25 protein-coding genes are annotated in these 23,492 nt (G+C 67.5%); all 25 read left to right on the forward strand.

Annotated elements, in window-relative coordinates; all coding sequences use genetic code 11:
• The first annotated feature begins 8 nt into the window (after window positions 1-8).
• The 25 genes from sucC (at window position 9) to ABDJ40_RS22640 (ending at window position 23,358) form a co-directional block, all read left to right on the forward strand.
• Window positions 9-1,169 (forward strand): ADP-forming succinate--CoA ligase subunit beta, encoded by a 1,161-nt coding sequence (sucC, locus tag ABDJ40_RS22520; protein ID WP_269630808.1) that lies wholly within the window; start codon window positions 9-11, stop codon window positions 1,167-1,169.
• A gap of 20 nt (window positions 1,170-1,189) precedes the next feature.
• Entirely contained in the window at window positions 1,190-2,083 is an 894-nt protein-coding gene (gene sucD / locus ABDJ40_RS22525; protein ID WP_269630809.1) for a succinate--CoA ligase subunit alpha, read from the forward strand.
• 222 nt (window positions 2,084-2,305) lie between these two features.
• Window positions 2,306-3,022: a TerC family protein gene (locus tag ABDJ40_RS22530; RefSeq protein ID WP_347613077.1), complete on the forward strand. Its 717-nt coding sequence runs from the start codon at window positions 2,306-2,308 to the stop codon at window positions 3,020-3,022.
• 8 nt (window positions 3,023-3,030) lie between these two features.
• Window positions 3,031-4,098 carry a serine/threonine-protein kinase gene (locus ABDJ40_RS22535; protein WP_347613079.1) on the forward strand — a complete coding sequence of 356 codons (1,068 nt, stop codon included), beginning with the start codon at window positions 3,031-3,033 and terminating at the stop codon, window positions 4,096-4,098.
• On the forward strand, window positions 4,095-4,883 hold the full coding sequence (locus ABDJ40_RS22540) for a Stp1/IreP family PP2C-type Ser/Thr phosphatase (RefSeq protein ID WP_269630812.1): 789 nt from the start codon (window positions 4,095-4,097) through the stop codon (window positions 4,881-4,883). The genes ABDJ40_RS22535 and ABDJ40_RS22540 overlap by 4 nt, the downstream gene beginning before the upstream one ends.
• A gap of 79 nt (window positions 4,884-4,962) precedes the next feature.
• The gene (locus tag ABDJ40_RS22545) at window positions 4,963-5,616 is read left to right on the forward strand and encodes an FHA domain-containing protein (protein ID WP_269630813.1); all 654 of its coding nucleotides are present in this window, start codon (window positions 4,963-4,965) and stop codon (window positions 5,614-5,616) included.
• A 204-nt stretch (window positions 5,617-5,820) separates the two neighbouring features.
• Window positions 5,821-6,597, forward strand: coding sequence for an MBL fold metallo-hydrolase (locus tag ABDJ40_RS22550; protein ID WP_347613082.1), 777 nt, complete (start codon window positions 5,821-5,823; stop codon window positions 6,595-6,597).
• Between the two features lie 253 nt (window positions 6,598-6,850).
• On the forward strand, window positions 6,851-7,324 hold the full coding sequence (locus ABDJ40_RS22555; RefSeq protein WP_347613084.1) for a pilin: 474 nt from the start codon (window positions 6,851-6,853) through the stop codon (window positions 7,322-7,324).
• A 138-nt stretch (window positions 7,325-7,462) separates the two neighbouring features.
• Entirely contained in the window at window positions 7,463-9,367 is a 1,905-nt protein-coding gene (locus ABDJ40_RS22560) for a hypothetical protein (protein ID WP_347613085.1), read from the forward strand.
• 5 nt (window positions 9,368-9,372) lie between these two features.
• Window positions 9,373-10,077, forward strand: a complete 705-nt coding sequence (locus ABDJ40_RS22565; protein WP_347613088.1) for a hypothetical protein — start codon at window positions 9,373-9,375, stop codon at window positions 10,075-10,077.
• Between the two features lie 14 nt (window positions 10,078-10,091).
• Window positions 10,092-10,541: a GtrA family protein gene (locus ABDJ40_RS22570; protein WP_347613090.1), complete on the forward strand. Its 450-nt coding sequence runs from the start codon at window positions 10,092-10,094 to the stop codon at window positions 10,539-10,541.
• Window positions 10,542-10,546: 5 nt separating this feature from the next.
• Window positions 10,547-11,842 carry an FAD-binding oxidoreductase gene (locus tag ABDJ40_RS22575; RefSeq protein ID WP_347613091.1) on the forward strand — a complete coding sequence of 432 codons (1,296 nt, stop codon included), beginning with the start codon at window positions 10,547-10,549 and terminating at the stop codon, window positions 11,840-11,842.
• 2 nt (window positions 11,843-11,844) lie between these two features.
• Window positions 11,845-12,633: an SDR family NAD(P)-dependent oxidoreductase gene (locus ABDJ40_RS22580; protein WP_347613094.1), complete on the forward strand. Its 789-nt coding sequence runs from the start codon at window positions 11,845-11,847 to the stop codon at window positions 12,631-12,633.
• A gap of 13 nt (window positions 12,634-12,646) precedes the next feature.
• On the forward strand, window positions 12,647-14,131 hold the full coding sequence (locus ABDJ40_RS22585; protein ID WP_347613096.1) for a hypothetical protein: 1,485 nt from the start codon (window positions 12,647-12,649) through the stop codon (window positions 14,129-14,131).
• Window positions 14,124-15,113: a glycosyltransferase family 2 protein gene (locus tag ABDJ40_RS22590; RefSeq protein WP_347613098.1), complete on the forward strand. Its 990-nt coding sequence runs from the start codon at window positions 14,124-14,126 to the stop codon at window positions 15,111-15,113. Before ABDJ40_RS22585 ends, ABDJ40_RS22590 begins: the two co-directional genes overlap by 8 nt.
• Window positions 15,114-15,121: 8 nt before the next feature.
• The gene (locus tag ABDJ40_RS22595; RefSeq protein ID WP_347613100.1) at window positions 15,122-15,496 is read left to right on the forward strand and encodes an EamA family transporter; all 375 of its coding nucleotides are present in this window, start codon (window positions 15,122-15,124) and stop codon (window positions 15,494-15,496) included.
• A 3-nt stretch (window positions 15,497-15,499) separates the two neighbouring features.
• Window positions 15,500-15,724: an acyl carrier protein gene (locus ABDJ40_RS22600; protein ID WP_269630823.1), complete on the forward strand. Its 225-nt coding sequence runs from the start codon at window positions 15,500-15,502 to the stop codon at window positions 15,722-15,724.
• Window positions 15,725-15,729: 5 nt separating this feature from the next.
• Complete coding sequence (locus ABDJ40_RS22605) at window positions 15,730-16,470, forward strand: SDR family NAD(P)-dependent oxidoreductase (RefSeq protein WP_347613101.1); 741 nt, start codon at window positions 15,730-15,732, stop codon at window positions 16,468-16,470.
• The gene (locus tag ABDJ40_RS22610) at window positions 16,467-17,822 is read left to right on the forward strand and encodes an AMP-binding protein (RefSeq protein WP_347613103.1); all 1,356 of its coding nucleotides are present in this window, start codon (window positions 16,467-16,469) and stop codon (window positions 17,820-17,822) included. Before ABDJ40_RS22605 ends, ABDJ40_RS22610 begins: the two co-directional genes overlap by 4 nt.
• Window positions 17,819-18,925, forward strand: coding sequence for a LuxE/PaaK family acyltransferase (locus tag ABDJ40_RS22615; protein WP_347613105.1), 1,107 nt, complete (start codon window positions 17,819-17,821; stop codon window positions 18,923-18,925). The genes ABDJ40_RS22610 and ABDJ40_RS22615 overlap by 4 nt, the downstream gene beginning before the upstream one ends.
• A complete protein-coding gene (locus ABDJ40_RS22620) occupies window positions 18,922-20,169 on the forward strand; it encodes an acyl-CoA reductase (RefSeq protein WP_269630827.1) in 1,248 nt (415 codons plus the stop codon). Before ABDJ40_RS22615 ends, ABDJ40_RS22620 begins: the two co-directional genes overlap by 4 nt.
• A complete protein-coding gene (locus ABDJ40_RS22625; protein WP_347613108.1) occupies window positions 20,166-20,948 on the forward strand; it encodes a GNAT family N-acetyltransferase in 783 nt (260 codons plus the stop codon). The genes ABDJ40_RS22620 and ABDJ40_RS22625 overlap by 4 nt, the downstream gene beginning before the upstream one ends.
• Window positions 20,929-22,056, forward strand: a complete 1,128-nt coding sequence (gene rffA, locus ABDJ40_RS22630) for a dTDP-4-amino-4,6-dideoxygalactose transaminase (RefSeq protein WP_347613109.1) — start codon at window positions 20,929-20,931, stop codon at window positions 22,054-22,056. Before ABDJ40_RS22625 ends, rffA begins: the two co-directional genes overlap by 20 nt.
• The gene (locus tag ABDJ40_RS22635) at window positions 22,053-22,937 is read left to right on the forward strand and encodes a decaprenyl-phosphate phosphoribosyltransferase (RefSeq protein ID WP_347613110.1); all 885 of its coding nucleotides are present in this window, start codon (window positions 22,053-22,055) and stop codon (window positions 22,935-22,937) included. The genes rffA and ABDJ40_RS22635 overlap by 4 nt, the downstream gene beginning before the upstream one ends.
• A 4-nt stretch (window positions 22,938-22,941) precedes the next feature.
• Entirely contained in the window at window positions 22,942-23,358 is a 417-nt protein-coding gene (locus ABDJ40_RS22640; RefSeq protein ID WP_347613112.1) for a divergent PAP2 family protein, read from the forward strand.
• Window positions 23,359-23,492: the final 134 nt, after the last annotated feature.

Consider the following 23,492-nt stretch of genomic DNA (forward strand, 5'->3'; position numbering starts at 1 on the left):
ACCTCCCCATGAAGATTCACGAGTACCAGGGCAAGGAAATCCTGCGCCAGTTCGGCGTGCCGGTGCCGCGCGGCATTCCCGCGTTCACGGTGCAAGAAGCCGTCGAAGCGGCCCAGAAGCTGGGCGGTCCGGTCTGGGTGGTCAAGGCCCAGATCCACGCCGGTGGCCGTGGCAAGGGCGGTGGCGTGAAGGTCGCCAAGACCCTGGACGATGTGAAGGCCCTGTCCGAGAAGATCCTGGGCATGCAGCTGGTCACGCACCAGACCGGCCCGGAAGGTCAGAAGGTCCGTCGCCTCTACATCGAAGACGGCGCTGACATCAAGAATGAGCTGTACGTCTCGCTGGTCACCGACCGCGGCACGCAGAAGGTCGCCTTCATCGCTTCCAGCGAAGGCGGCATGGACATCGAAGAGGTCGCGCACTCGACCCCCGAGAAGATCATCACCGAGATGATCGACCCGCTGACCGGCCTGACCGAAGCGCAGAGCCGCAAGATCGCCGCGGCCATCGGCCTGACCGGCGCCTCGATCGACCAGGCTGTCGACATCTTCGCCAAGCTGTACAAGTGCTACATGGACACCGACGCGTCGCTGGTGGAGATCAACCCGCTGAACTGCGACTCCAAGGGCAACCTGATCGCCCTGGACGCCAAGTTCAACTTCGACGCCAACGCCCTGTTCCGTCATCCCGAGATCGTGGCCTACCGCGACCTGGACGAAGAGGATCCCGCTGAAGTCGAGGCCTCCAAGTTTGACCTGGCCTACATCTCCCTGGACGGCAACATCGGCTGCCTGGTGAACGGCGCCGGTCTGGCCATGGCCACCATGGACACCATCAAGCTGTTCGGCGGCGAGCCGGCCAACTTCCTGGACGTCGGTGGTGGCGCCACGGCCGAGAAGGTGACCGAGGCCTTCAAGATCATGCTGAAGAACAAGTCCGTGAAGGGCATCCTGGTCAACATCTTCGGCGGCATCATGAAGTGCGACACCATCGCCGAAGGCGTGATCACCGCCTGCAAGGCCGTGAACCTGTCCGTGCCGCTGGTCGTCCGCATGAAGGGCACCAACGAAGAACTGGGCAAGAAGATGCTGGCCGAATCCGGCCTGCCCATCATCGCCGCCGACACGATGGCCGAAGCGGCCACCAAGATCGTCGCCGCCGTCAAGTAAGCCCAGCAAGGAACAGAACCATGAGCATCTACATCAACAAGGACACCAAGGTCATCACCCAGGGCATCACGGGCAAGACCGGTCAATTCCACACCCTGGGCTGCCAGGCCTACGCGAACGGCAAGAACGCCTTCGTCGCCGGCGTGAACCCCAAGAAGGCGGGTGAGAAGTTCTCTGACATCCCCATCTACGCCACCGTCAAGGAAGCGGCCAGCCAGACCGGTGCCACCGTGTCCGTGATCTACGTGCCGCCCGCTGGCGCCGCTGCCGCCATCTGGGAAGCCGTTGAAGCCGACCTGGACCTGGCCATCTGCATCACCGAAGGCATTCCCGTGCGCGACATGCTGGAAGTGCGCAACAAGATGAAGGCCAAGGAAGCTGCCGGCGGCAAGAAGACCCTGCTGCTGGGCCCCAACTGCCCCGGCCTGATCACCCCGGACGAGATCAAGATCGGCATCATGCCCGGCCACATCCACCGCAAGGGCCGCATCGGCGTGGTCTCGCGCTCCGGCACCCTGACCTATGAAGCCGTGGCACAGCTGACCGAGCTGGGCATCGGCCAGTCCTCCGCCGTGGGCATCGGTGGTGACCCGATCAACGGCCTGAAGCACATCGACGTGATGCAGGCCTTCAACGACGATCCGGACACCGACGCCGTGATCATGATCGGCGAGATCGGCGGCCCGGACGAGGCCGAAGCCGCCCGCTGGTGCAAGGCCAACATGAAGAAGCCCATCGTCGGCTTCATCGCCGGTGTCACCGCCCCTCCGGGCAAGCGCATGGGCCACGCCGGCGCGCTGATCTCCGGTGGTGCCGACACGGCTGACGCCAAGCTGGCCATCATGGAAGAGTGCGGTTTCAAGGTGACCCGCAACCCGTCCGAGATGGGCCGTCTCCTGAAGTCGCTGCTGTAAGCGACACCCACGCCCGGCGGGGCGCTGCTGCGTGGTTTCACGCAGCAGCCGTCCCTGGATGGCGATGGACAATCCCGTCAGGCCATGCCGGTCTGACGCATCAATGTCAAAGGGGGCTTCGGCCCCTTTTGGCGCTTTTGATGCCGGCAAGGCCTGGGGCTGGGCTGCGAAACCCCGTAGACTGGTCCCGCTTGCGGCCTCATCTCTCATTACCTCGTGCACATGGACATGCTCACAAGCCCCGAGTTCTGGCTGGCCGTCGGTCAGATCATCATGATCGACATCCTGCTGGGCGGGGACAACGCCGTCGTGATCGCCCTGGCCTGTCGCAAGCTGCCGGATGCCCAGCGCACCAAGGGCATCATCTGGGGCACCATCGGTGCCATCGTGCTGCGCGTGGTGCTGATCTTCTTCGCGCTGACCCTGCTCAAGCTGCCTTACCTGAAGCTGGTGGGGGCGATCCTGCTGCTGTGGATCGGCGTCAAGCTGCTGGTGCCGGAAGATGAAGACGAGCACGGCAACATCCAGGCCAGCGACAAGCTCTGGGCTGCGGTGAAGACGGTGATCCTGGCCGACCTGGTGATGAGCGTGGACAACGTCATCGCCATCGCCGGTGCGGCCGAAGGCGCGGGTGGTGGGCACCAGATGCCCCTGGTCATCTTCGGTCTGCTGGTGTCCATTCCCATCATCGTCTGGGGCAGCCAGCTGGTGATCAAGCTGATGGATCGCTTTCCGCTGATCATCACGCTCGGCGGCATGCTGCTGGGCTGGATTGCAGGCACCATGGCCCTGAGCGACCCGGCCGTGCTGCCGCGCCTGGTCCCCGGGCAGTCGGCCGCGCCTGCGCTGTGGCACTACGGCGCCGGAGTCCTGGGTGCCCTGGCGGTGCTGGTGATCGGCCGGCTGATGGCCATGCGCGCTGCAGCCGCGAGCCGCTGAGGACACCCATGGGCACCGGCGGCTTTCTGCGCAAGTGGTTCGGGAGGGACAAGACCCCGAACGCGGCGCAGCTGGCGCCCGGGGCCACGGCACTGCCAGAAACGGCCCCACCCTCCGAGCAGTTCAGCACGCGCTACGCCCTGGGTGACGAGATCGGGCGCGGGGCCATGGCCATCGTCTACAAGGCCACCGATCGGACCACGGGCCAGCAGTTGGCCATCAAGCGCCTGGCGCTGCAGCGCGAGTTCTCCCAGGAAGACCTGGCTGACGTGCGTGCCCGCTTCATGCGCGAGGCGCGGGCGGCCGCTCATCTGGAACATCCTGACATCCTCCGTGTGCTGGACGCTGGCGAGGCCGACGGTGACACCTGGATCGCCATGGAGTACGTGCTGGGCCGGGACCTCAGCCACTTCACCCGCCCTGGCGAGCTCCTGCCCGTGGCCGAGGTGCTGCAGCTGGTGGCTCGGCTGGCGCGGGCGCTGCACTATGCCCACAGCCATGGCGTGGTGCACCGCGATATCAAGCCGGCCAACATCATGCTGGACCGCGTCAGCCACAGCGTGAAGCTGATGGACTTCGGCATCGCGCGCATCGCCGATGGCAGCCGCACCCGCACCGGCCTGGTGTTGGGCACGCCGTCCTTCATGTCGCCCGAACAGCTGGCCGGTCTGCACGTGGACGGCCGCAGCGACCTCTACTCGCTGGGCGTTCTGCTGTTCCAGCTGCTGACCGGGCAGCTGCCGCACCAGGCGGAGTCCATGGCCAAGCTGATGTACCGCATTGCCAACGAGGCCCCCCCCGACGTGCGCAACTTCCGGCCCGGGTTGCCCGAGGCCCTGGCCATGGTGCTGGCCCTGGCGCTGGAGAAGCGCCCGGAGCTGCGCTATGCCAATGGCGAGCAGTTCGCCCAGGACCTCGAAGCGGTGCTCCAGCAGCTGCCGGCGGAGCCCGCTGCGCCGCTGTCCAGCCCGCAAAATCCGCCTGCCGCTGAGGCTTTCGCGCAAACACTGCGCCTCAGTGGCCAGGATCCGGTGCAGAATTCCGCCTCCCAGCCACCGAAAGATTCCCAAGCATGAGTCTGGAGTTCTTCAGCGCGACCGACGTCGGCCGAGCCCGTGACAACAACGAGGATTCGGTCGCCGTGGACGAAGCGGCCCACCTGGCCGTGCTGGCGGACGGCATGGGGGGCTACAACGCCGGCGAGGTCGCCAGCCAGATGCTCACCAGCTTCATCAAGACCGAGCTGGGCCGCTGGCTGCGTGAAGGTGGCGCCAGCGCCACGGTCCAGGACGTCAAGCGCGCCATGGACATCTGCGTGGACAACGCCAACCGCGCCATCTTCAACGCCGCCAACACCAATCCGCGCTATGCCGGCATGGGCACCACGCTCGTGCTCTCGGTGTTCCGCGAAGGCACCCTGCTGCTGGGTCACGTGGGTGATTCCCGCGCCTACCGCCTGCGCGGCGGTCAGCTGACCCAGCTGACCCGGGATCATTCCCTGCTCCAGGAGCAGCTGGACGCCGGCCTGCTGACGCCCGAGGAGGCGGTCTTCTCGAGCAACAAGAACCTGGTGACCCGTGCCGTGGGCGTGGAAGACACGGTCCTCCTGGAGCTGCACGAGCATGAAGTGCAGCCCGGCGACCTGTTCCTGATGTGCTCCGATGGGCTCTCGGACATGCTGGATGAGGCCGCCCTGGCACAGTTGCTGCTTCGCAATGCCTCGTTGTCCGAAACGACCCTGTCCCTCATTGACGCGGCCAATGACATGGGCGGCAAGGATAATATTGCGATCGTCCTGGCTCGGGCTGAGGGGCGCTCCAAGTCCGGTACCCGGCCGTGGTGGCCTTTCGGACGCAAGTGAGCAGCTGCTTACCCGGCAACAGGCACATGAGACAGTGCAGCAGGCTTCGTCAGAGAAGCAAAAAGATTTGAGGTCAACAATGGGCAAGCTGGTGGTTTCGCTCGACGGCGTGGTGATCAAGGAAGTGCAGATCACCAAGGACAAGACCACGCTCGGTCGGCGCCCCTACAACGACATCGTCATCGACAACCTGGCGGTCAGCGGCGAGCATGCCGTGCTGCAGATGGTGGGTGCCGACGTCTTCATCGAGGACCTCAACTCCACCAACGGCACCTACATCAACGGCAAGGCCATCAAGAAGCAGCTGCTGGCCAACAACGATGTGGTGGAAGTCGGCAAGTACAAGATCCGCTACCTGGTCGAGGAAAACGCCGACTACGAGAAGACCATGATCCTGAAGCCGGGGGCCACCTCGCCGACGGGCTTCGGCCTGCCGTCTGGCTTTGGCAGCATGCCCACGGCAGCGAACACCAACCCGGCCTCCATCAAGGTGCTCAACGGTGCTGCGGCGGGCCGCGAGGTGAGCCTGACCAAGGTCGTCACGACGGTCGGCAAGCCGGGCGTTCAGGTGGCTTCCATCACCAAGCGCCCCAGCGGCTACGTGCTGGCCCATGTGGAAGGCCAGTCCCGGCCCACCATCAACGGCAGCCCCCTGGTGGGCGAGTCCATCGCGCTCAAGAGCGGCGACGTCATCGAGCTGGCCGGCACGCAGATGCAGTTCCTGCAGGCCTGATCGGCCGGGGCAGCGAGGCGCCGTGCAGAGTTCACGGCCCTGTCGACTGCAATCGTCACCCGTCCAATTAGCCGGCTGAATCGGGACTTCGGCGCTACCCAGGGCTGGAGGCCCGGCGTACATTGCCTGCACCCGAATCCACGGCGGACCTGGCTGCTCCCGCAGCGACAGGTGCGCCGTGCGCCCCCCAGCCTTGAGTTTTCCATGAACATCCGCGTCCTGGGTTGTTCCGGCTCCATTGCCGCCGGCTACAAGACCACCGCCTTCCTGCTCGACGACGACGTCCTGATCGACGCGGGCACAGGTGTGGGCGATCTGGAGCTGGCTGCCCTGGCGCGCATCGACCACATCCTGGTGACCCATGCGCACCTGGACCATGTGCTGGGCATCCCCCTGCTGGCGGATTCCGTGATGCGTCTGCGCATGCAGGCCGGCCGCCCGCCCATCCAGGTCCATGCCCTGCCCGAGACGCTCGCTGCGCTGCGCCAGCACCTCTTCAACGGCGTGATCTGGCCTGACTTCACCCGGCTGCCCGAGCCTGAGCGTCCGGCCCTGCAGTTCCGGCCCCTGGCCGTGGGCGAGCGCAGAGCATTCGGCAGTCGCCAGATCGAGGTGCTCAGCGCCTCGCACACTGTGCCGGCCTGCGGCTTTGCGGTGGACGCCGGCGAGGCCGGGCACTGGGTCTTCACCGGAGACACCGGCCCGAACCCCGCCCTGTGGGCACGGCTCGCCGAAATCAAGGTGGCGCAGCTGGTCATTGAGACCGCGTTCGGTGACGATGAATGCGAGTTGGCGCGTATTTCACAGCATTTGTGCCCGCGATCGCTGGCGCAGGAGCTGCGCCAGCTGGCCCAGCCGGCCGAGGTCTACATCACCCACATCAAGCCGGGTGAGATCGAGGCCGTGATGCAGGCCATCCATGCGCTGGACAAGCGCCACAGCGTCACCGCCCTCCACGCGGGCCAGCTCCTGCAGCTGTGATTCCGGCTGCCGCGGGGCGCTGAGCCCGTGTCGCCTGCTGACCTTCATTTACCTTCTGCAACGCTCCCGACTGACCATTTTTGTCAGCCCCTTCCGAGGGCGACCAATCGCGCCAACTGGACTGACAAAAATGGTCAGTTCGAGGGCTAACCAGCGTGACTTTTGCCCGCAGATCCGCACAATCGCCAGCTGGCACGACCCCTGCATTCAGGGGGGCTGTCCTACCCCCTCAATTTGCTCATAGGAGTAATTCATGAAGTACCTGCAAAAGGGTTTCACCCTGATCGAGCTGATGATCGTCGTGGCCATCATCGGCATCCTGGCCGCCGTGGCCCTGCCGGCCTACCAAGACTACATGGTCCGTAGCCAGGTCTCCGAGCCCGTCGCCCTGCTGACCGGCCTGAAGGCTCCCCTGTCCGAGTACGGCGCTGACAAGAACGCCTGGCCCAGCACCCTGGTGCCCCCGATGGCCACCCCCTCCGCTGGCGAACTGAACGCCACCCTGGTGGGCAAGTACAGCACCGTGTCCAAAACCGTGTCTGGCCTCTATCCCTCCGGCGTGATCACCGCCACCATGACCACCGGTAAGGCCAGCGGCGGCGTCCTGAAGCTGACGACCGGCAACGGCGGCAGCACCTGGTCCTGCGGCAACACCACGGTGGACGGCGTGACCGGTTCCGGCACCACCATCGAAGCCAAGTACCTGCCGAACGCCTGCAAGCCCTAATCGGTTTTTGCATGCCATGATCAAAGGGGGCTCTGGCCCCCTTTGTTGTTTGCTGCGCTACATGCCAGGTGGGCGCCGCAACGATGCGGTCCTCGCCGTTCAGGCGGACCGCCCGTCTTTCAAGAAGAGATGCATTCCATGCTGGATTGGTTGAAGAAGTCGGACCGCTTGCAGTGGGCGCTGCTGGTGCTGGTCTGCATCGCCCTGTATGGCCGGACGATCGGCTTTGCCTACGTCTGGGATGACGGAATCATCTTCCTCAGCAAGAACTCGCTGGTGGTCGAACCCCTCAGCTGGCGGCTCCTGACCGAGCCCATCCTGGAGGGCACCAGCTACATGCGGCCCTTGGTGCTGCTGAGTTGGTGGGCCGAATTCCATCTCTTCGGCCAGCAGCCCGGGGTGTCTCATGGCATCAATGTGGCGCTGCTGCTCATCAATGTGCTGCTGCTGCGCTCGCTCGCGCGCCGCGTCCTGGAAGAGCGGGGCGAGGTCCAGCCGGCCTTCTGGGCGACAGTGGCGGCCCTGTGCTACGCCGTGCATCCGGCGCTGATCGAATCCACGGCCTGGGTGTCCGGGCGCTTCGACCTGCTGGCCACCACGGGCATCCTGGCGGCCAGCCGCGCCTTCCTGGCTTATGGCCGGCCCTTGCCGGTCCGCGTGGTCGGCGTGCTGCTGGGCACCCTGGTCGCGCTCGCCAGCAAGGAGCTGGGGGCGGTGACGCCCGGCATCCTGTTCTGCTTGTGGATGGCGACCTCGGCCGACGACCGCCAGCCGCTGGGCGCGAACCTGCGTCGTGCCCTGCGCACCCAGGCCCCGATCTGGCTGGCCTCGCTGCTGCTGTTGCTGACCTACTTCATCGTGCGCCGCCTGAGCATGGGCCAGGTCTACCACTCCATCTGGGGCGCGGAGTACCTGCTGGCCCTGGTCCGGACCCAGCTGCCCCTGGAAGCGCTCAAGTTCTATTCCAGCATGGTGGTCTGGCCTTTCGGCCGGATCGGCATCTTCCATCCCTATTCCGTCCTGACGCTGGACATGGCGGCCATCCTGGGCAATCTGGCGACCCTGGCGATCACCCTGGTGGTGCTCTGGCAGGCCTTGCGTCGCCAGGCGTCCTGGGCCTGGCTGCTGATGGCGGCCTATGTGGGCATCGTCCTGGTGCTGCACTTCATTCCGCTGAGCATTGCCGACAACGTCGCCCAGGAGCGCTTCATGACGGCGCCGCTGGCCTTCGTGGCGCTGGCCTTCGTCTGCTTCCCCTGGCGCTCCGCCGTGGGTGACCGGCTCCAGCTGCGCGAACGGGCGCGTCAGGCCGCCGCGGCCCTGTCCCTGGGGGGCTGGCTGGTCTTTGCTTCGCTGGTGACGGCCAGCCTGGTCCCGCTGTGGGCCCGTCCCGAACTGCTGTGGCGCTGGGCCAGTCACCAGCACCCGGATGTCGTCAACATCCGCCACAACTACATGGAGGCGGCCCTGTCCAGCGGCCATCCCGACTGGGTGCAGGCCGAGATCGACCGGCTGCTCAAGAAGAACGGCGGCCTGGAGGTGGGCGAGCAGACCATCTACGCCAGCCTGCTGATGCGTCAGGGCAATCCGGAAAGCCTCAAGTACCTGGAAGGCGTTCTCTACGCCCTTCCCAAGTTCCATGCGATGCCGGACGGCGCTCGGGGCCTGGCGGCCTTTCCCATGTCGAGCTCCATGGTTGGCGCGGCTTACACCAACTATGCGCTGGCACTGCTGCTCTTCGAGGGTGATGGCAAGCGAGCCCTGGAGAACAACCAGATCGCGCGCTGGTACCTGAAGAACACCAGCAGCGGCTACCTGAACTACACCGACGCGGCGATCTACTATGCGATGGGTGACATCGCACGGGCGGACCGGATCATGGAAGAGAACCAGGCGGTCTACTTCGACAACAAGGACAACCTGATCCGGCAGATGCACGCCGTTGTGCAGCTGTATTGCGACCGGTGGCAGGAGAAGGACGCGGCGGTCCAGCGCTCCTGCGCCACCCTGCGCCAGCGCCAGTTCTTCGAGAACCGCCCCTGACCGCCATGGCTGCCCGCTGGAGATTCGCTTTCGTCGCCCTGCTGCTGAGCCTGCTGGTCTGCGCCCTGCCGGTCTGGCTGCTGTTCGACCTCTGGTACCCCGCCGCCTGGCGGCCTTTTGACGGCGGCTGGCCGATGATGGCGCTGGCCGGCGTCGCCGTGCTGATCACACCTGCGCTGGGGGCCCTGGTGTACAAGGCCAATCGCCGCGCCCTCCTGCTGGACATGGTCGTGATCTGCCTGCTGCAGCTGGTGACCCTGGGCTTTGCCGTGCATGCGCTGCACCAGGGGCGGCCGGCCTGGATCGCCTTCGTCAAGGACGACTTCCGCCTCCTGCGGCCGGTGCGCATGCGCACGCTGCCCGCGACGCCCTGGCACAGCGGGCCGCGCTGGGTGGGCGCGCCCTATGCCCAGGACCCCGCCGTGCGTGCGCAGCAGATCACGCGTGAGCTGGCCGACAACATCCCCGTGGAGAGCCTGGCCGAGTCCCATGTGCCCATCGAGCAGGTCCAGCCCGCCATCCATGCGGCCGCGCGGCCCCTGTCGCGTCTGAACGAGTTCAATCCACCCGCCCAGGTGGCGGCCGTGCTGGCGGGTCATCCGCAGGCCGCCGGCTGGCTGCCCTTGAAGGGCGTGGAGCGTGATGGCGTCGTGCTGGTGGATGCACAAGGGCGGCCGCTGCTGGCCGTGCCCCTGGCGCCATGGCCTTGAAGCAGGCGATACCCATGGGCAGCCCCACAGGTCTTGGCGTGTCGCGCATGCGCCTGCCGGCGCTGTACGCCCTGCTGGCGGCCCTGGCCACGGCGGCCAATATCGGTGCGCAGGACCTGCTGCTGCGCCTCTATCAGGGCCCCTGGCATGTGGCGGCTTCCGTGGTGCTGGGCACCGGCGTCGGCCTGGTGCTCAAGTACGTGCTCGACAAGCGGTACATCTTCCGCTTCCGAGCCCGCAGTGCGGCCCATGATGCGCAGACCTTCGTGCTCTACGTCGGTGCCGGCGTGCTGACCACGGCCCTCTTCTGGGGGACCGAATGGAGCTTCGACCGCTGCTTCGGTGGCGATCGCCTCATGCGCTATGCGGGGGCCGTGCTGGGCCTGGCTGCCGGCTACTGGCTCAAGTACCACCTGGACAAGCGCTATGTGTTCCGTGTCGCCGCCAGCGGGGCGCAGGCATGAGGCCGATGCAGTCCTGGGGCCGGCTGGAGTCCGCCCTGCATCGCGTGGTGGAGCTCACGGACGAAGCCTCGCTGCCCGCGCAGCTGCAGGCCCAGAAGCCGGGCATCGCCTATGGTCAGGGGCGCAGCTATGGCGATGTCTGCCTGAATCCCGGCGGCACGCTGTGGCGGCTTTCTGCCCTGGACCACTTTCTCAGCTGGGACGCGCAGACCGGCCTCCTGTGCTGCGAAGGCGGCATCCTGCTCCAGGACATCCAGCGCACCCTGCTGCCGCAGGGCTGGCTGCTGCCGGTGACGCCGGGTACGCAGCTGGTGAGCGTGGGCGGTGCCATCGCCAACGATGTGCATGGCAAGAACCACCATGGTTTTGGCAGCTTTGGCGACCACGTCCGGCGCCTCTGGCTGGCCCGCAGCGACGGCACGGTGCTCGAATGCAGCCGGGCCCTGGAGCCGCAGTGCTTTGCGGCCACGGTGGGTGGGCTGGGCCTGACCGGCGTCATCGTGCGCGCCGAGCTGCAGCTGCGCCGGGTGCCCGGCCCCTGGCTGGACACCCACACCCAGCCCTTCCGGGGCCTGGACGAGTTCTTTGCCCTGGCCGATGGCAGCGAGCCGGCCTGGGAGCACAGCGTGGCCTGGATCGACTGCCTGACGCAGTCCCGCGGCGGCGTGCGCGGCATCTTTCTGCGGGCGAATCCCTCGACGGCCCAGACCGGCCCCCAGCCCGCGAAGGGCCTCCGGCGCCTGCCGGTGACGCCGCCGGTGTCCCTGGTGAATGCACTCACCCTGCGGCCCTTCAATGCCGCCTACTACCGCCTGCAACGCCACCGGGCCGGCAGCGCCCGGCAGCACTACGAGACCTTCTTCTACCCGCTGGACGGGCTGATGGACTGGAACCGCATGTACGGCCCGCGGGGCTTCTACCAGTACCAGAGCGTGGTGCCGCCCGGCACGGCGCGCGAGGCCACCGAGGCCATGCTGCAAGCCATCGCGCGCAGCGGGGAGGGCTCCTTCCTCGCGGTGCTGAAGACCTTTGGGGCCCGCCCCTCACCCGGCCTCCTCAGCTTTGCGCGGCCGGGCACGACGCTGGCGCTTGATTTCCCCAACCGCGGCGAGCGCACCGCGCGGCTCTTCGAGCGGCTCGATGCCATCGTCCGCGAGGCGGGGGGCGCCCTCTATCCTGCCAAGGACGCACGCATGCCGCGCGCCCTGTTCGAAGCGGGCTTTCCACGATTGAATGAGTTCTTGCAGTGGCGCGACCCGGGCATGTCCTCGGCCCTGTCGCGTCGCCTGCTGGGGAGTTGAAGTTGACCGATCCCATGGGCATTGCCGGCGCAGCCTCCCGGCGGCGCATCGTCATCGTTGGCGCGACCTCGGCCATGGCCGAGCATTGCGCGCGGCTGTGGCTGCGCCAGACGCCGGACTGCGAGCTGGTCCTGCTGGGCCGCCACGCCGAACGTCTGGAACGGGTGGCGGGCGACCTCCGCGTGCGTGCGCCGCAGGCCCGCATCAGCTGCCGTGTGCTGGACTTCAGTGATGCTGACGCCATTGCCCGCGCCGCGACCGACTGCAGCCAGCCCCGGGCGCCCGACCTGGTCCTGATCGCCCATGGCCTGCTGCCTGACCAGTCGCGCGCGCAGCAAGACCTGACCCTGGCCCGCCTGACGCTCGAAGTCAACGGCCTCTCGCCGGTCCTGTTTGCCGAGGCCTTCGCGGCCCGCATGCAGGCGGTGGAGGGCGGTCGCCTGGCCCTCATCGGCTCCGTTGCGGGAGACAGGGGCCGCCAGTCCAACTACGTCTACGGCGCCGCCAAGGGCCTGCTGGAACGCTATGCCGAGGGTCTGCAGCATCGCCTGGCGCTGCAGGGCTTCCCGCTGCGCGTGGTGCTGGTCAAGCCGGGGCCCACGGCCACGCCCATGACCGCCGCGATGGAGGGCGCCCCGGGTGGCCTGGCGCCGGTGGACGCGGTCGCCACCGGCATCGTGAAGGGGGTGGCTCAGGGGCGGCCGGTGGTCTATGTGCCCGGCAAGTGGCGCCTGATCATGGCGGTCATCCGCAGCCTGCCCCGGGTGCTGATGCACCGTCTGAAGATCTGAATCGAGGCCTGGCATGATGCAACTCCTTCGCAACCCCTGGCTCTTCGGCCTCGCCTGCCTGCTGTGCGGCCTGCCGGTGATGATCGCCAGCTATCCGCCGATGGCGGACATGCCCCAGCACGCGGCCCAGATCGCCGCGCTGAAGGCCATGCTGTTCTCCCATGACTGGCGCTACGAGTCCCTGTTCAGCCTGCAGGCCTTCACGCCCTACTGGCTGGGCTATGGCCTGGTGATGGCGCTGTCCGTGCCGCTGGGCATCCTGCTGGCGATCAAGGGGGTGGTCGTGGCGGCGCAGGCCTTCTTCGTCTGGGCGGCCGCGCGGTATGCCGTGAGGGCCGGCATGCAGCCGGCCTGGCGCTGGGCCTTCCTGATGCTGCCCTTCGGCTTCGCCTTCCAATGGGGCTTCCTGAACTTCCTCGTGGCGGCGCCGCTGGTGTTCCTGTTCCTCGGCTGGCTGCGGACATGGCGCGAGTCGCCCGGCGGGCTGAAGCCGGCGCTGCAGATGGTGGCGGTCCTGCATCTGCTGTTCTTTGCGCACCTGCTGGTCACGGCCTTCGTCTGCATCATCGCGGTGCTGCTGCTGGCGCATCCCTGGCAGGGCTTGCTGCGCTGGCTGCGGCGCTGCCTGCCCGTCTTCTCCATCCTGCCCATCACGCTGGCCTGGATGGGCGTGGGCATGGCCTCGGCGCCGGCCGCGCGGGCGCCCATCGGCTGGGAGATCGGCCTTCACCGGCTGGTGGAGTTCCTTCCTGGCCTGGTGTCGGCGCCGGACCCCACCGTGGGGGCGCTGCTGGGGTTCCTGCTGCTGGCCCTGCCTTGGGCGGCGGGCTTTAGCGTCAAGAAGCACTGGACCGCATGGGTGCCCTTCGGCGTCTACCTGTTCTTCATGATGTTCGTGCCGCATTTCCTGGGCGGCAACTACTACACCTACCAGCGCTTCGGCTTCCTGGGCCTGCCGCTCTACTGGGCCTGCTTCGAGGAGCCGGCTTCGCGCCTGGACGCCAGGGGGCAGCGCTGGGTCGCTGCCGGGCTGGCCGCGCTGGGCCTGCTGATGCTGGGCTGGCAGACCTTCCGCGCGGAGGTCTTCAATCGGGAGGTCGCCGGCTACCAGGCGGTGATGACCCGGGCCGAGCCTGGCCGACGGATCCTGATGCTGGCGGCGGACCCCTACAGCCGGGTCAGCGCCGCGCCGGTGATGCTGCATTTCTCGAGCTGGTACCAGGCGGAGCAAGGCGGCCTGTCCGAGTTCAACTTTGCTCGGTTCTGGGGCATGCCGCTCCAGTACAAGGACAGCCAGGGGCCCGGCATCTACGCCGGTTTCGAGTGGGCGCCCGGCAGCTTCGACTGGGACGCCAACGCCGGCAGCAGCTTCGACTACCTGCTGGTCCGCTCCTCGGACGATGCCAGGGAATGGGTGCGCGGCAAGACCGATGGCCGCATGGTCCCGATTGCGGGGCGTGGTGGATGGCAGTTGTTTGGAAAGGCAGCCCATGAGTGATCAAGCCCTGCAGCAAGCTGCACAACAGGCCCGGGGCCCGGAGGCACCCGCCCTCTCCATCGTCATTCCCTGCTACCGCTCGGCGGACAACCTGCCCGACCTGCACCGGCGGCTCGATGCCGTCTGTGCCGCCAACGGCCTGTCGGCGGAGTTCGTCCTGGTGGAGGACGGCGGCGGCGACGGCACCTGGGACGTCATCAGCCGGCTCGCGCGGGCAGACGGCCGCGTCGTGGGCATCCAGCTGGCCAGAAACTATGGCCAGCACAATGCGCTGTTATGCGGCATTCGTGCAGCACGGGGTCAGGTCATCGTCACCATGGACGACGACCTGCAGAACCCACCGGAAGAAATCCCGCGCCTGCTCAGCAAGATCAACGAGGGCTTTGATGTGGTCTATGGCTCCCCGGTGCAGGAGAACCATGGCTTCCTGAGGAATGTTGCATCCCTGGTTACCAAGCTGGCGCTGCAGCATTCCATGGGCGCAGAGACGGCCCGCAAGTCCAGTGCCTTCCGGGCGTTCAGGACCCGTCTGCGCAACGCTTTTGCGGACTACAACAGCCCCACCGTCAGCATCGAGGTCCTGCTGACCTGGGGCACCACCCGCTTCAGCTCGGTCGATGTCAGGCAGGACCGGCGGGAGCGAGGGCAGTCCGGCTACACGGTCCGCAAGCTGATGACCCACGCCCTCAACATGATGACGGGCTTCTCCACCCTGCCCCTGCAGATCGCCAGCGTGGCCGGCCTGCTGTTCGCGGCCGGCGGCTTCGTGGTGCTGATGTATGTGCTGGTGAGGTATTTCATCTCGGATGCCGTGGTGCCGGGCTTCAGTTTTCTGGCGTCCATCATCTCGATATTTTCGGGTGTGCAGCTTTTCTCGCTGGGAATCATTGGTGAATACATTGCGCGCATGCATTTCCGCGCCATGGAGCGCCCGCCATATTCCGTGCGGTCCAGCACCGAAGATACCTCCACGCAGCAGTGAGGCAGAAAATGTCGATCAGCTATCTATTCGTGGCCCTGACCATTGTGCTGACGGTATACGGGCAACTGGTCCTGAAATGGCAGATGGGGTTGCACGGGGCCGCCGTGAACTGGACGGATCTCTGGAGCATTGCCCGTCTGCTGTGCCGGCCCTGGATTGTTTCGGCCTTCGGGGCAGCCTTTCTCGCCTCGCTGTGCTGGATGGCGGCCATCAACCGCCTGCCGATCAGCCGTGCCTACCCCTATATGGCCATCAATTTCCTGCTGGTGGCAGTGCTGGCCACGCTGCTGTTCGGTGAGAAAATGGATATCTATCGCTGGGCCGGCACGGCGATCATCATGCTGGGCGTGGTGGTGCTGTCATTTTCAAAGTCGATCGGATGAAATATGGAAGAGAAGTTGCGCGAGGTGTTTTCTCAGGTGCTGGGCATGGACGCCTCGCAGGTCACGGATGAGCTGCAGTACGCCGTGGCAGAGGGCTGGGATTCCGTGGCGCACATGTCGCTGATCGCTGCCATCGAGGAGGCCTTCGACATCATGATCGACGCGGAAGACGTGATTGACATGAGCAGCTTCAGGAAGGCCCGGGACATCGTCGCCAAGTACCTCTGAGCGTCATGGACAAGCCTGTTGCCTTCATCACCGGTGCCTCGCGCGGCATCGGGGCCGCCTGTGCGAAGGCCCTGGCCGAGGACGGCTTCGGGCTGGTCCTGCACGCCCGAAGCCAGGAGGCCCTGGAGGCCTTGATGCACGAGCTGCCGGCCGGTCTGGATCCGGTCAGCGTGCTGCCCGTGGTCTATGAGCTGCAGGACAGCGAGGCCATCGGGCAGGCCTTCCAGACGATCTTCAAGCGCTTCCGCCGCCTCGACGTGCTGGTGAACAACGCCGGCGTGATGGAGTCCGCCAGCCTGGGCATGATCGCCCGGGACAGCCTGGCGCGCACGCTCGAGGTGAACCTCACGGCCGCCATCCTGCATCTGCAGGGCGCTGCGAAGCTGATGGGCCGGGCGGGGCGTGGCTCCATCATCAACATGTCCTCCGTGGTGGGCCGCTGGGGCGCCGAGGGGCAGGTGGCCTATGCGGCCTCCAAGGCAGGCCTGATCGGCGCCACGCTCGCCGCTGCCAAGGAGCTGGCCGCGCGCCAGGTGCGCGTCAATGCCATCGCGCCGGGCATCATCGACACCGACCTGCACCGCCAGGACGGCCCTGAGCAGCGCCAGCGCAAGCTCGCCCTGGTGCGCATGGGGCGCATGGGCGAGGCCCGCGAGGTGGCTCAGCTGGTGAGCTTCCTGGCCTCGGACCGTGCCGCCTACATCACGGGCCAGGTGATCGGCATCGACGGAGGCATGAGCCTGTGAACTTCTGGGCGCTGGACGCGGCCCACGGCGAACGCGTCGTGGCCATCGACACGGGCGGCCGCGAGGTGTCCGGCCGCCAGCTCGCCGAAGCCGTCCGCGCCAGCGAGGAGGCCTTGGCCCGCCTGGGCACGCGCACGCTGGGCCTGATGTTCTGCAGCAACCGCCTCAGCGACGTGACCCTGTACCTGGCCTGTCTTCGCCAAGGGCACGTGCCCTTGCTGCTGCCAGCGGACATGCCAGCCCGGCAGGTGGAGGCATTGCGGGCCCACTACCGGCCCCAGTGGGTGGCCGGGCTGGACCCCGCCGACGCCGGGCCCGTCGCCCAGCCCGACGCGCCCCCCGTACTGCTGCACCCTTCGCTGGCCCTGTTGCTCAGCACCTCGGGCAGCACCGGGAGCCCGCGGCTGGTGCGCTTGTCGCGCGAGGCACTGCAGGCGAACGCAGCCTCCATCGCCGAGTACCTGCAGCTGGGCTCCGGGGAGCGCGCGATCCTGAGCCTGCCCATGCACTACTCCTACGGCCTGTCCGTGCTGAACAGCCACCTGCTGGCCGGCGGCAGCGTCGTGCTGGGCGGGCCGGGCATCATCAGCCCGGAGTTCGTGCCGCTGATGCGCCGCCATGCCGTGACCTCCCTGGCCGGCGTGCCCTACATGTACCAGATGCTGCATCGCACCGGCTTCTTCCAGCAGGACCTGCCAGCCCTGCGCACCCTCACTCAGGCCGGTGGCAAGCTGGACGAGCGCCTGGCCCGGCGGGTCCACGAGCACGCGCTGGCGGCCGGGCGCCGTTTCTTCGTCATGTATGGCCAGACGGAAGCCTGCGCCCGCATCAGCTATGTGCCGCCCGACCAGCTCGCCCGCAAGATGGGCTCCATCGGCGTGCCTATCCCCGGCGGACGCCTGGACCTGGACCCGCACACCCAGGAGCTGGTCTACGAGGGGCCCAATGTGATGCTGGGCTATGCCGAGTCGCGCGAGGAGCTGGCGCTGGGCGACGTGATGAAGGGCCGCCTGCCCACGGGCGACCTGGCCCGCCGCGACGAAGACGGCTTCTTCTTCCTCGAAGGCCGGATCAAGCGTTTCATCAAGGTCTACGGCAACCGCATCGGCCTGGACGAGGTCGAGCGTGCGCTGGAGGCCCTGCTGCAGCTGCCGGTCGCGGTGGCGGGGCGTGATGATCGGCTGGTCGTGTGGATGGAGACTGGCGATGCCGCGCTCGTCGCGCAGGCCAGTGCCCTGGTGCGGCAGCAGTTCGGCATCCATCCGAGTGCCACCCAGTGCCGCGCGGTGGACGCGCTGCCTCTGCTGGCCTCGGGCAAGAAGCACTACGCAGCACTGCTGGAAGGTTCATGAGCGCCACGCCTCCGATCCCGCAAGACTGGCCGTCCCTGCCGATGGAAGGTCTGGGGCCCTTCGACGCGCCCGCCAGCGTCAAGGACCCTGCCTTCCTGCGCACCATGCAGGCGCTGACGCAGTGGCACCGGGCGCGCTGTGCGCCCTATGCCCAGGTCCTCGAGCGCCTGTTCCCGCCGGGCGAAGCCACGCATCTCCATGAGCTGCCCTACCTGCCCGTGCGGCTGTTCAAGACGCGGGAGCTGCGCAGCGTGGATCCGGCTCAGGTCATCAAGACGCTGACATCCAGCGGCACGAGCGGGCAGGCGGTGTCGAAGATCTACCTCGACCGCGAGACCTCGCTCCGGCAGAGCCGTGCCCTGGCCGCCATCATGGCCTCCTTCCTCGGGCGCAAGCGCTGGCCCATGCTCATCGTGGACTCCAGCGAGCTGCTGAAGGACCGCCGGCAGTTCAGCGCCCGGGCGGCCGCCATCCTGGGCTTCTCGCTGTACGGCCGCGACCACAGCTATTGCCTGGACGGCAGCCTGGCGCTCGATGCGGCCGCGCTGCGGGATTTCCTGGACCGGCATGCGGACACACCCGTCCTGCTGTTCGGCTTCACCTTCATCGTCTGGCAGGGGCTGTACCAGAGCGCCCTCCGCCAGGGGCTGCAGCTGCGCCTGCCGCCGGGCAGCCTGCTGATCCACGGTGGCGGCTGGAAGCGGCTGACGGACCAGCAGGTCGACAACGCGAGCTTCAAGCGCTGCCTGCAGCAGCAGTTCGGCATCGAGCATGTCCACAACTACTACGGCATGGTGGAGCAGGTGGGCTCCATCTTCATGGAGTGCGAGCACGGCAGCCTGCATGTGCCCGGTTTCGCCGACGTGCTGGTGCGCCATCCCCACACCCTGCAGCCCCAGCCCCCGGGCGAGCGCGGCCTCATCCAGGTGCTGAGCGCCCTGCCGCTGAGCTATCCCGGCCATTCCCTGCTGACCGAGGACGTCGGCATCATCCACGGACGCGACGACTGCCCCTGCGGACGCCAGGGCGCCCGGCTGTCGGTGCTCGGGCGCCTGGCGCAGGTGGAACTGCGCGGCTGCAGTGACACGAGGGCCCTGGCATGACGAGACCGCGCTATCTGCTGGGAGCCGCCCCCGACGCCCGCCTGGAGGAGGTGCTGCAGCGCCTGTCCGTGCAGCCGGCCTGGCAGCCCTTCGACGAGCGCGTGCTCGCCTTCGTGCGCCGCTTCTCGCAGCGGCTGCTGACCTCGCCGGAGATCCGCCGCTTTCCGGAGCTGGCCGCGCTGGGCCACTGGTTCCGCGGCGCCCAGTTGCGGGACCTCGCCCAGCGCCACGCTCCACAGGCCGGAGACCACCTGCTGCTGGGCCGCGGCCTGGCCTTCCACCTGGCGCCCAGCAATGTGGACTCGGTGTTCATGTACTCCTGGCTGCTGTCCCTGCTGGCCGGCAATGTGAACCTGGTGCGCGTGTCGCAGCAGCCCAGCGAGGGTCAGGACTTCCTGGTCGAGATGCTGCGCAGCACGCTGGACGAGGACGTCGGCGATGCCGTGCGCGAGCGCTTCGTGCTGCTGACCTACGCTCACGACGAGCAGCTCACCCGTCAGATCTCGCAGGCGTGCATGCTGCGGGTGGTCTGGGGCGGAGACGCCACCGTGCAGGCCATCCGTGCCATCGCGCTGCGGCCCACGGCGGTGGAGGTGTGCTTCCCCGATCGCTTCTCAGCCTGCGCCATCCGGGCCCAGGCGGTCCTGGAGGCCTCGGACGCGGCCCTGGACCAGCTGGCGGCCGACTTCTTCAATGATGCCTTCTGGTTCGCCCAGCAGGCCTGCTCCTCGCCGCGCCTGGTGGCCTGGATCGGCACCGACGAAGCCGCCGAGGCCGCGGCAGCCCGCTTCTGGCCGGCCCTGCGCCAGGTCCTGGCGCGCCGGCAGCCGCAGGACAGCGAGGCCGCCTGCATGGCCCGTCTCGCGGCGAGCTTCGAGTTCGCGGCCGCCGGCCTGGCCCGGCCGGCCGAGCCGGGCATGCCGGCCGCCGCCCTGCCCACCCGCCTGCGCCTGGAGTCCCTCCTGGATGCCGAGGCCCGGGCGCTGCATTGCGGCCACGGCCTCTTCCTGGAGCTCCAGCTGCCGGAGCTCGCTGCGCTGGCGGCCCACCTGAGCGACAAAGAGCAGACCCTGGCCGTGCACGGTTTTTCCCGCGAGGCCCTGCTGGAGTTGGTCCAGGTCCTGCCCGCGCGGGCGCTGGACCGGCTGTGCCCGATCGGGCAGGCGCTGGCCTTCGCCCCGACCTGGGACGGCGTCGACCTGATCTCAGCCTTCAGCCGCAAACTCCTGCTGCCGCCGCCATGACACCACTGCGCTGCCGATCCGCATCGCTGGCCTGCCGCCTGACGCCCTGGGACGAGCGCGTGTTCGGCCATCGCTGCGCCGAGATCACGGCGCTGGACGTGGGTGACGCCGCAGACCTCGGGCCGCTGCTGGCCCTGTTCAACGACTGGGCTCGGCAGGAGCAGGTGGCCTTTGCCTACGGCCGTTTCCCGCCCACGGCGGCGATCAAGGCGGCCTTCCACGAGGCCGGCTTCTATTTCGCGGAGGCGAGCTACCGGCTGCGGCATGCGCGCATCCAGCAGACGGCGTCCCTGGATGCGCTGGCCCGGCCCGGCCCGGTGCTCCAGGCGGCCCAGCCGGCCGACCTGGCTCGGGTGCAGGACATCCTCGCCGAGGACTTCCACCACGGCCGCATCCACGAGGACCCCTGGGTGGATCCCGCGGACGCCGCCCAGCGCAACCGCAACTGGCTGGCCGACCTGCAGGCCCAGCGGCATGACATCCTCACCTACCAGCTCAAGGGCGAGGTCATCGGCCTGCATGTGCAGCGGGCCGCGGCGCCGGGGCCTGGCATCGAATGGGTGCTGACGGGGGTGAAGCGGAGCCATGCGCTGCTGGGGGTGTCCCTGTGGGCTGAGGTGATGAAATGGAACCGGGCGCAGGGCGTCCGTGAGGTTCACACGCTGATCTCGGCCGCCAACGTGCCGATCCTGAACCTCTACCGGCGGCTCGATTTCCAGTTCGAGTCCTTGCTGATCGGATTTCACAGGCGCTACAGACATGACAAGAATCCCCTTTAACAAGCCCTATCTGCATGGCCGGGAGCTGGTCTACATCGCGCAGGCCGTGGCCTCGGGCAAGATCTCGGGCGACGGCATGTTCACCCGCAAGTGCCATCAGTTCTTCGAGCAGCGCTGGGGCTTCCCGAAGACGCTGATGACCACCTCCTGCACGGACGCGCTGGAGATGTGCGCCCTGCTGCTGGACATCCGCGAGGGCGATGAGGTCATCGTGCCCTCCTTCACCTTCGTCTCGACCGCCAACGCCTTCGTGCTGCGCGGCGCCAGGCTGGTGTTCGCCGACAGCGAGCCGGACAACCCCAACCTCGACCCCCGTGGCCTGGAGGCGCTGATCACGCCGCGCACCCGTGCCATCGTGGTGGTGCACTACGCCGGGGTTGCCTGCGACATGGACCCCATCCTGACGCTGGCCGCCAGCCGCGGCATCGTCGTGGTGGAAGATGCCGCCCAGGCCATCGACTCGTACTACAAGAGCCGTCCGCTGGGCAGCCTGGGTACGCTCGCCACCTTCTCCTTCCACGAGACCAAGAACGTCATCGCGGGCGAGGGCGGCCTGCTGGTCATCAACAATCCCCAGCTGACGGAGCGAGCGGAGATCATCCGCGAGAAGGGCACCAACCGCAGCGCCTTCTTCCGGGGCGAGGTGGACAAGTACGGCTGGGTGGACATCGGCTCTTCCTTCCTTCCGTCGGACATCGTGTCGGCCTATCTCTACGCCCAGCTGGAGGTGCTGGACGCCATCCAGCTGCGCCGCAAGGCCCTCTGGCAGCGCTACTGGGACAATCTGGCCCCGGCCCTGCCGGCCAAGGGCGTGAAGCTGCCCGTCGTGCCGGCATGGGCCAGCAACAACGGCCACATGTTCTACCTGGTGTGCGAGAGCCTGGCCCAGCGCAGCGTACTGATCGAGGCCCTCAAGAAGGAGGGGATCGACGCCGTCTTCCACTACCAGTCCCTGCATCGCAGCCGCTACTACGCCGCCAGGCATGACGGTCGCGAGCTGCCGAACTGCGACCGCTTTGCGGACTGCCTGGTCCGCCTGCCCTTCTTCTACGAGCTGCAGGACGCCGACGTGGACCGCATCTGCGGCACCGTGCTGGCCGCGCTGTGACCGGCTCCGCGCAGCAAGAGACCAGGAAGGCATCGATGGAACTGCTGAAACTCATGCGCCCGCGCCAGTGGGTGAAGAACATCTTCGTGCTGGCACCGCTGGTGTTTGCCGGCGCCTTCAGAAGCCCGGCGGCGCAGGGGGCCGTGCTGCTGGCCTTCGTGCTCTTTTGCATCGCCTCGTCCGCGGCCTACATCGTCAACGACCTGCAGGACATCGACAAAGACCGCCGCCATCCCGTGAAGTCGAAGACGCGGCCGCTGGCTGCCGGGACGGTCTCGGTGCGGGCCGCCTTGCTGCTGCTGGGCCTCCTGTACCTGGTGCTGCTGTCGGCCTGGTGGTGGCAGCCGGGCGTCGTCAAGGTGCTGGCGGCCTACCTCGCGCTGAACCTCGCCTACAGCTTCGGGCTCAAGCATCAGCCGGTGCTGGACATCTTCCTGGTGGCCTTCGGCTTCGTCCTGCGTGTGTATGCAGGCGCGGAGGCCCTGGCGGTGCCGGTGTCTTCCTGGATGTTCGTGACCACGATGTGCCTGGCCCTGTACATGGCCGCCGTCAAGCGCCGGCAGGAGCTCAGCCAGCGCGGCAGCGAGGCCCGCGACGTGCTGCAGCACTACTCCGTCGCGCTGGTGGACCGGTATGCGGAGATGGCGGCGATGGGCGCCCTGGTCTTCTACAGTCTCTTCGTCATGTCCAGCCGGCCCGAGCTGGTGGTGACGGTGCCCGTGGTGCTCTTCGGCCTGTTCCGCTACTGGTATGTGGTGGAGACGCTGGAGGGCGGGGAGTCACCGACGGACGTCCTGCTGTCCGACCTGCCCCTGCTGCTGACGGTGCTCGTGTGGATGGGCGCCTGCCTGTGGGTGCTCTGGCCTGCGGCCGGAGGGTGACACCATGGACCTGTCCTATCTTGTGACGCCCTTCCTCGCCTGGCTGGTGGCGGGCAGCCTGAAGTTCCTGATCAACAGCATCCGTGCCCGGCGCTGGGCCTTCGGCCTGATCGGCTATGGCGGCCTGCCCAGCAATCACAGCGCCATCGTCAGCAGCACGGCGGTCCTGATCGCCCTGCGCGAGGGACTGGGCCATCCGGCCTTCGGCGTGGCGCTGACCCTGGCCTTCGTGGTGATGATGGACGCGCGCAGCCTGCGCCGCCAGGTGGGCCGCCAGGCCGAGGCCATCAACCGCCTGGCCGGGGAGGCCGCCGGGCACGAGCCGCTGCGGACCCGCATGGGGCACAGCGGGCTTGAGATCGTCGCGGGCGTGGCGACGGGCGCGGGCGTTGCCCTGCTGGTGTTCCATGGCCTTCGCTGAGGCCGACTAGATGTGAAGCTTCAATAGGTTGTATCCGGTGTTCATCCGGATTGGGTTTGAGAGACTGGAAGTCGCCAAACACCCAATCCACTCCAGAGCCAACACCGGATGAACAGCCATAAGCATGCCCGACT

The organism is Roseateles flavus, assembly GCF_039872765.1.
GTDB classification, from domain to species: Bacteria; Pseudomonadota; Gammaproteobacteria; order Burkholderiales; family Burkholderiaceae_C; genus Roseateles_B; species Roseateles_B flavus.

Coding starts and splice junctions, on each gene's coding strand:
- sucC (WP_269630808.1), top strand. CDS start 9: ATGAAGATTCACGAGTACCAGGGCAAGGAAATCCTGCGCCAGTTCGGC.
- sucD (WP_269630809.1), top strand. CDS start 1,190: ATGAGCATCTACATCAACAAGGACACCAAGGTCATCACCCAGGGCATC.
- ABDJ40_RS22530 (WP_347613077.1), top strand. CDS start 2,306: ATGGACATGCTCACAAGCCCCGAGTTCTGGCTGGCCGTCGGTCAGATC.
- ABDJ40_RS22535 (WP_347613079.1), top strand. CDS start 3,031: ATGGGCACCGGCGGCTTTCTGCGCAAGTGGTTCGGGAGGGACAAGACC.
- ABDJ40_RS22540 (WP_269630812.1), top strand. CDS start 4,095: ATGAGTCTGGAGTTCTTCAGCGCGACCGACGTCGGCCGAGCCCGTGAC.
- ABDJ40_RS22545 (WP_269630813.1), top strand. CDS start 4,963: ATGGGCAAGCTGGTGGTTTCGCTCGACGGCGTGGTGATCAAGGAAGTG.
- ABDJ40_RS22550 (WP_347613082.1), top strand. CDS start 5,821: ATGAACATCCGCGTCCTGGGTTGTTCCGGCTCCATTGCCGCCGGCTAC.
- ABDJ40_RS22555 (WP_347613084.1), top strand. CDS start 6,851: ATGAAGTACCTGCAAAAGGGTTTCACCCTGATCGAGCTGATGATCGTC.
- ABDJ40_RS22560 (WP_347613085.1), top strand. CDS start 7,463: ATGCTGGATTGGTTGAAGAAGTCGGACCGCTTGCAGTGGGCGCTGCTG.
- ABDJ40_RS22565 (WP_347613088.1), top strand. CDS start 9,373: ATGGCTGCCCGCTGGAGATTCGCTTTCGTCGCCCTGCTGCTGAGCCTG.
- ABDJ40_RS22570 (WP_347613090.1), top strand. CDS start 10,092: ATGGGCAGCCCCACAGGTCTTGGCGTGTCGCGCATGCGCCTGCCGGCG.
- ABDJ40_RS22575 (WP_347613091.1), top strand. CDS start 10,547: ATGCAGTCCTGGGGCCGGCTGGAGTCCGCCCTGCATCGCGTGGTGGAG.
- ABDJ40_RS22585 (WP_347613096.1), top strand. CDS start 12,647: ATGATGCAACTCCTTCGCAACCCCTGGCTCTTCGGCCTCGCCTGCCTG.
- ABDJ40_RS22590 (WP_347613098.1), top strand. CDS start 14,124: ATGAGTGATCAAGCCCTGCAGCAAGCTGCACAACAGGCCCGGGGCCCG.
- ABDJ40_RS22595 (WP_347613100.1), top strand. CDS start 15,122: ATGTCGATCAGCTATCTATTCGTGGCCCTGACCATTGTGCTGACGGTA.
- ABDJ40_RS22600 (WP_269630823.1), top strand. CDS start 15,500: ATGGAAGAGAAGTTGCGCGAGGTGTTTTCTCAGGTGCTGGGCATGGAC.
- ABDJ40_RS22605 (WP_347613101.1), top strand. CDS start 15,730: ATGGACAAGCCTGTTGCCTTCATCACCGGTGCCTCGCGCGGCATCGGG.
- ABDJ40_RS22615 (WP_347613105.1), top strand. CDS start 17,819: ATGAGCGCCACGCCTCCGATCCCGCAAGACTGGCCGTCCCTGCCGATG.
- ABDJ40_RS22620 (WP_269630827.1), top strand. CDS start 18,922: ATGACGAGACCGCGCTATCTGCTGGGAGCCGCCCCCGACGCCCGCCTG.
- ABDJ40_RS22625 (WP_347613108.1), top strand. CDS start 20,166: ATGACACCACTGCGCTGCCGATCCGCATCGCTGGCCTGCCGCCTGACG.
- rffA (WP_347613109.1), top strand. CDS start 20,929: ATGACAAGAATCCCCTTTAACAAGCCCTATCTGCATGGCCGGGAGCTG.
- ABDJ40_RS22640 (WP_347613112.1), top strand. CDS start 22,942: ATGGACCTGTCCTATCTTGTGACGCCCTTCCTCGCCTGGCTGGTGGCG.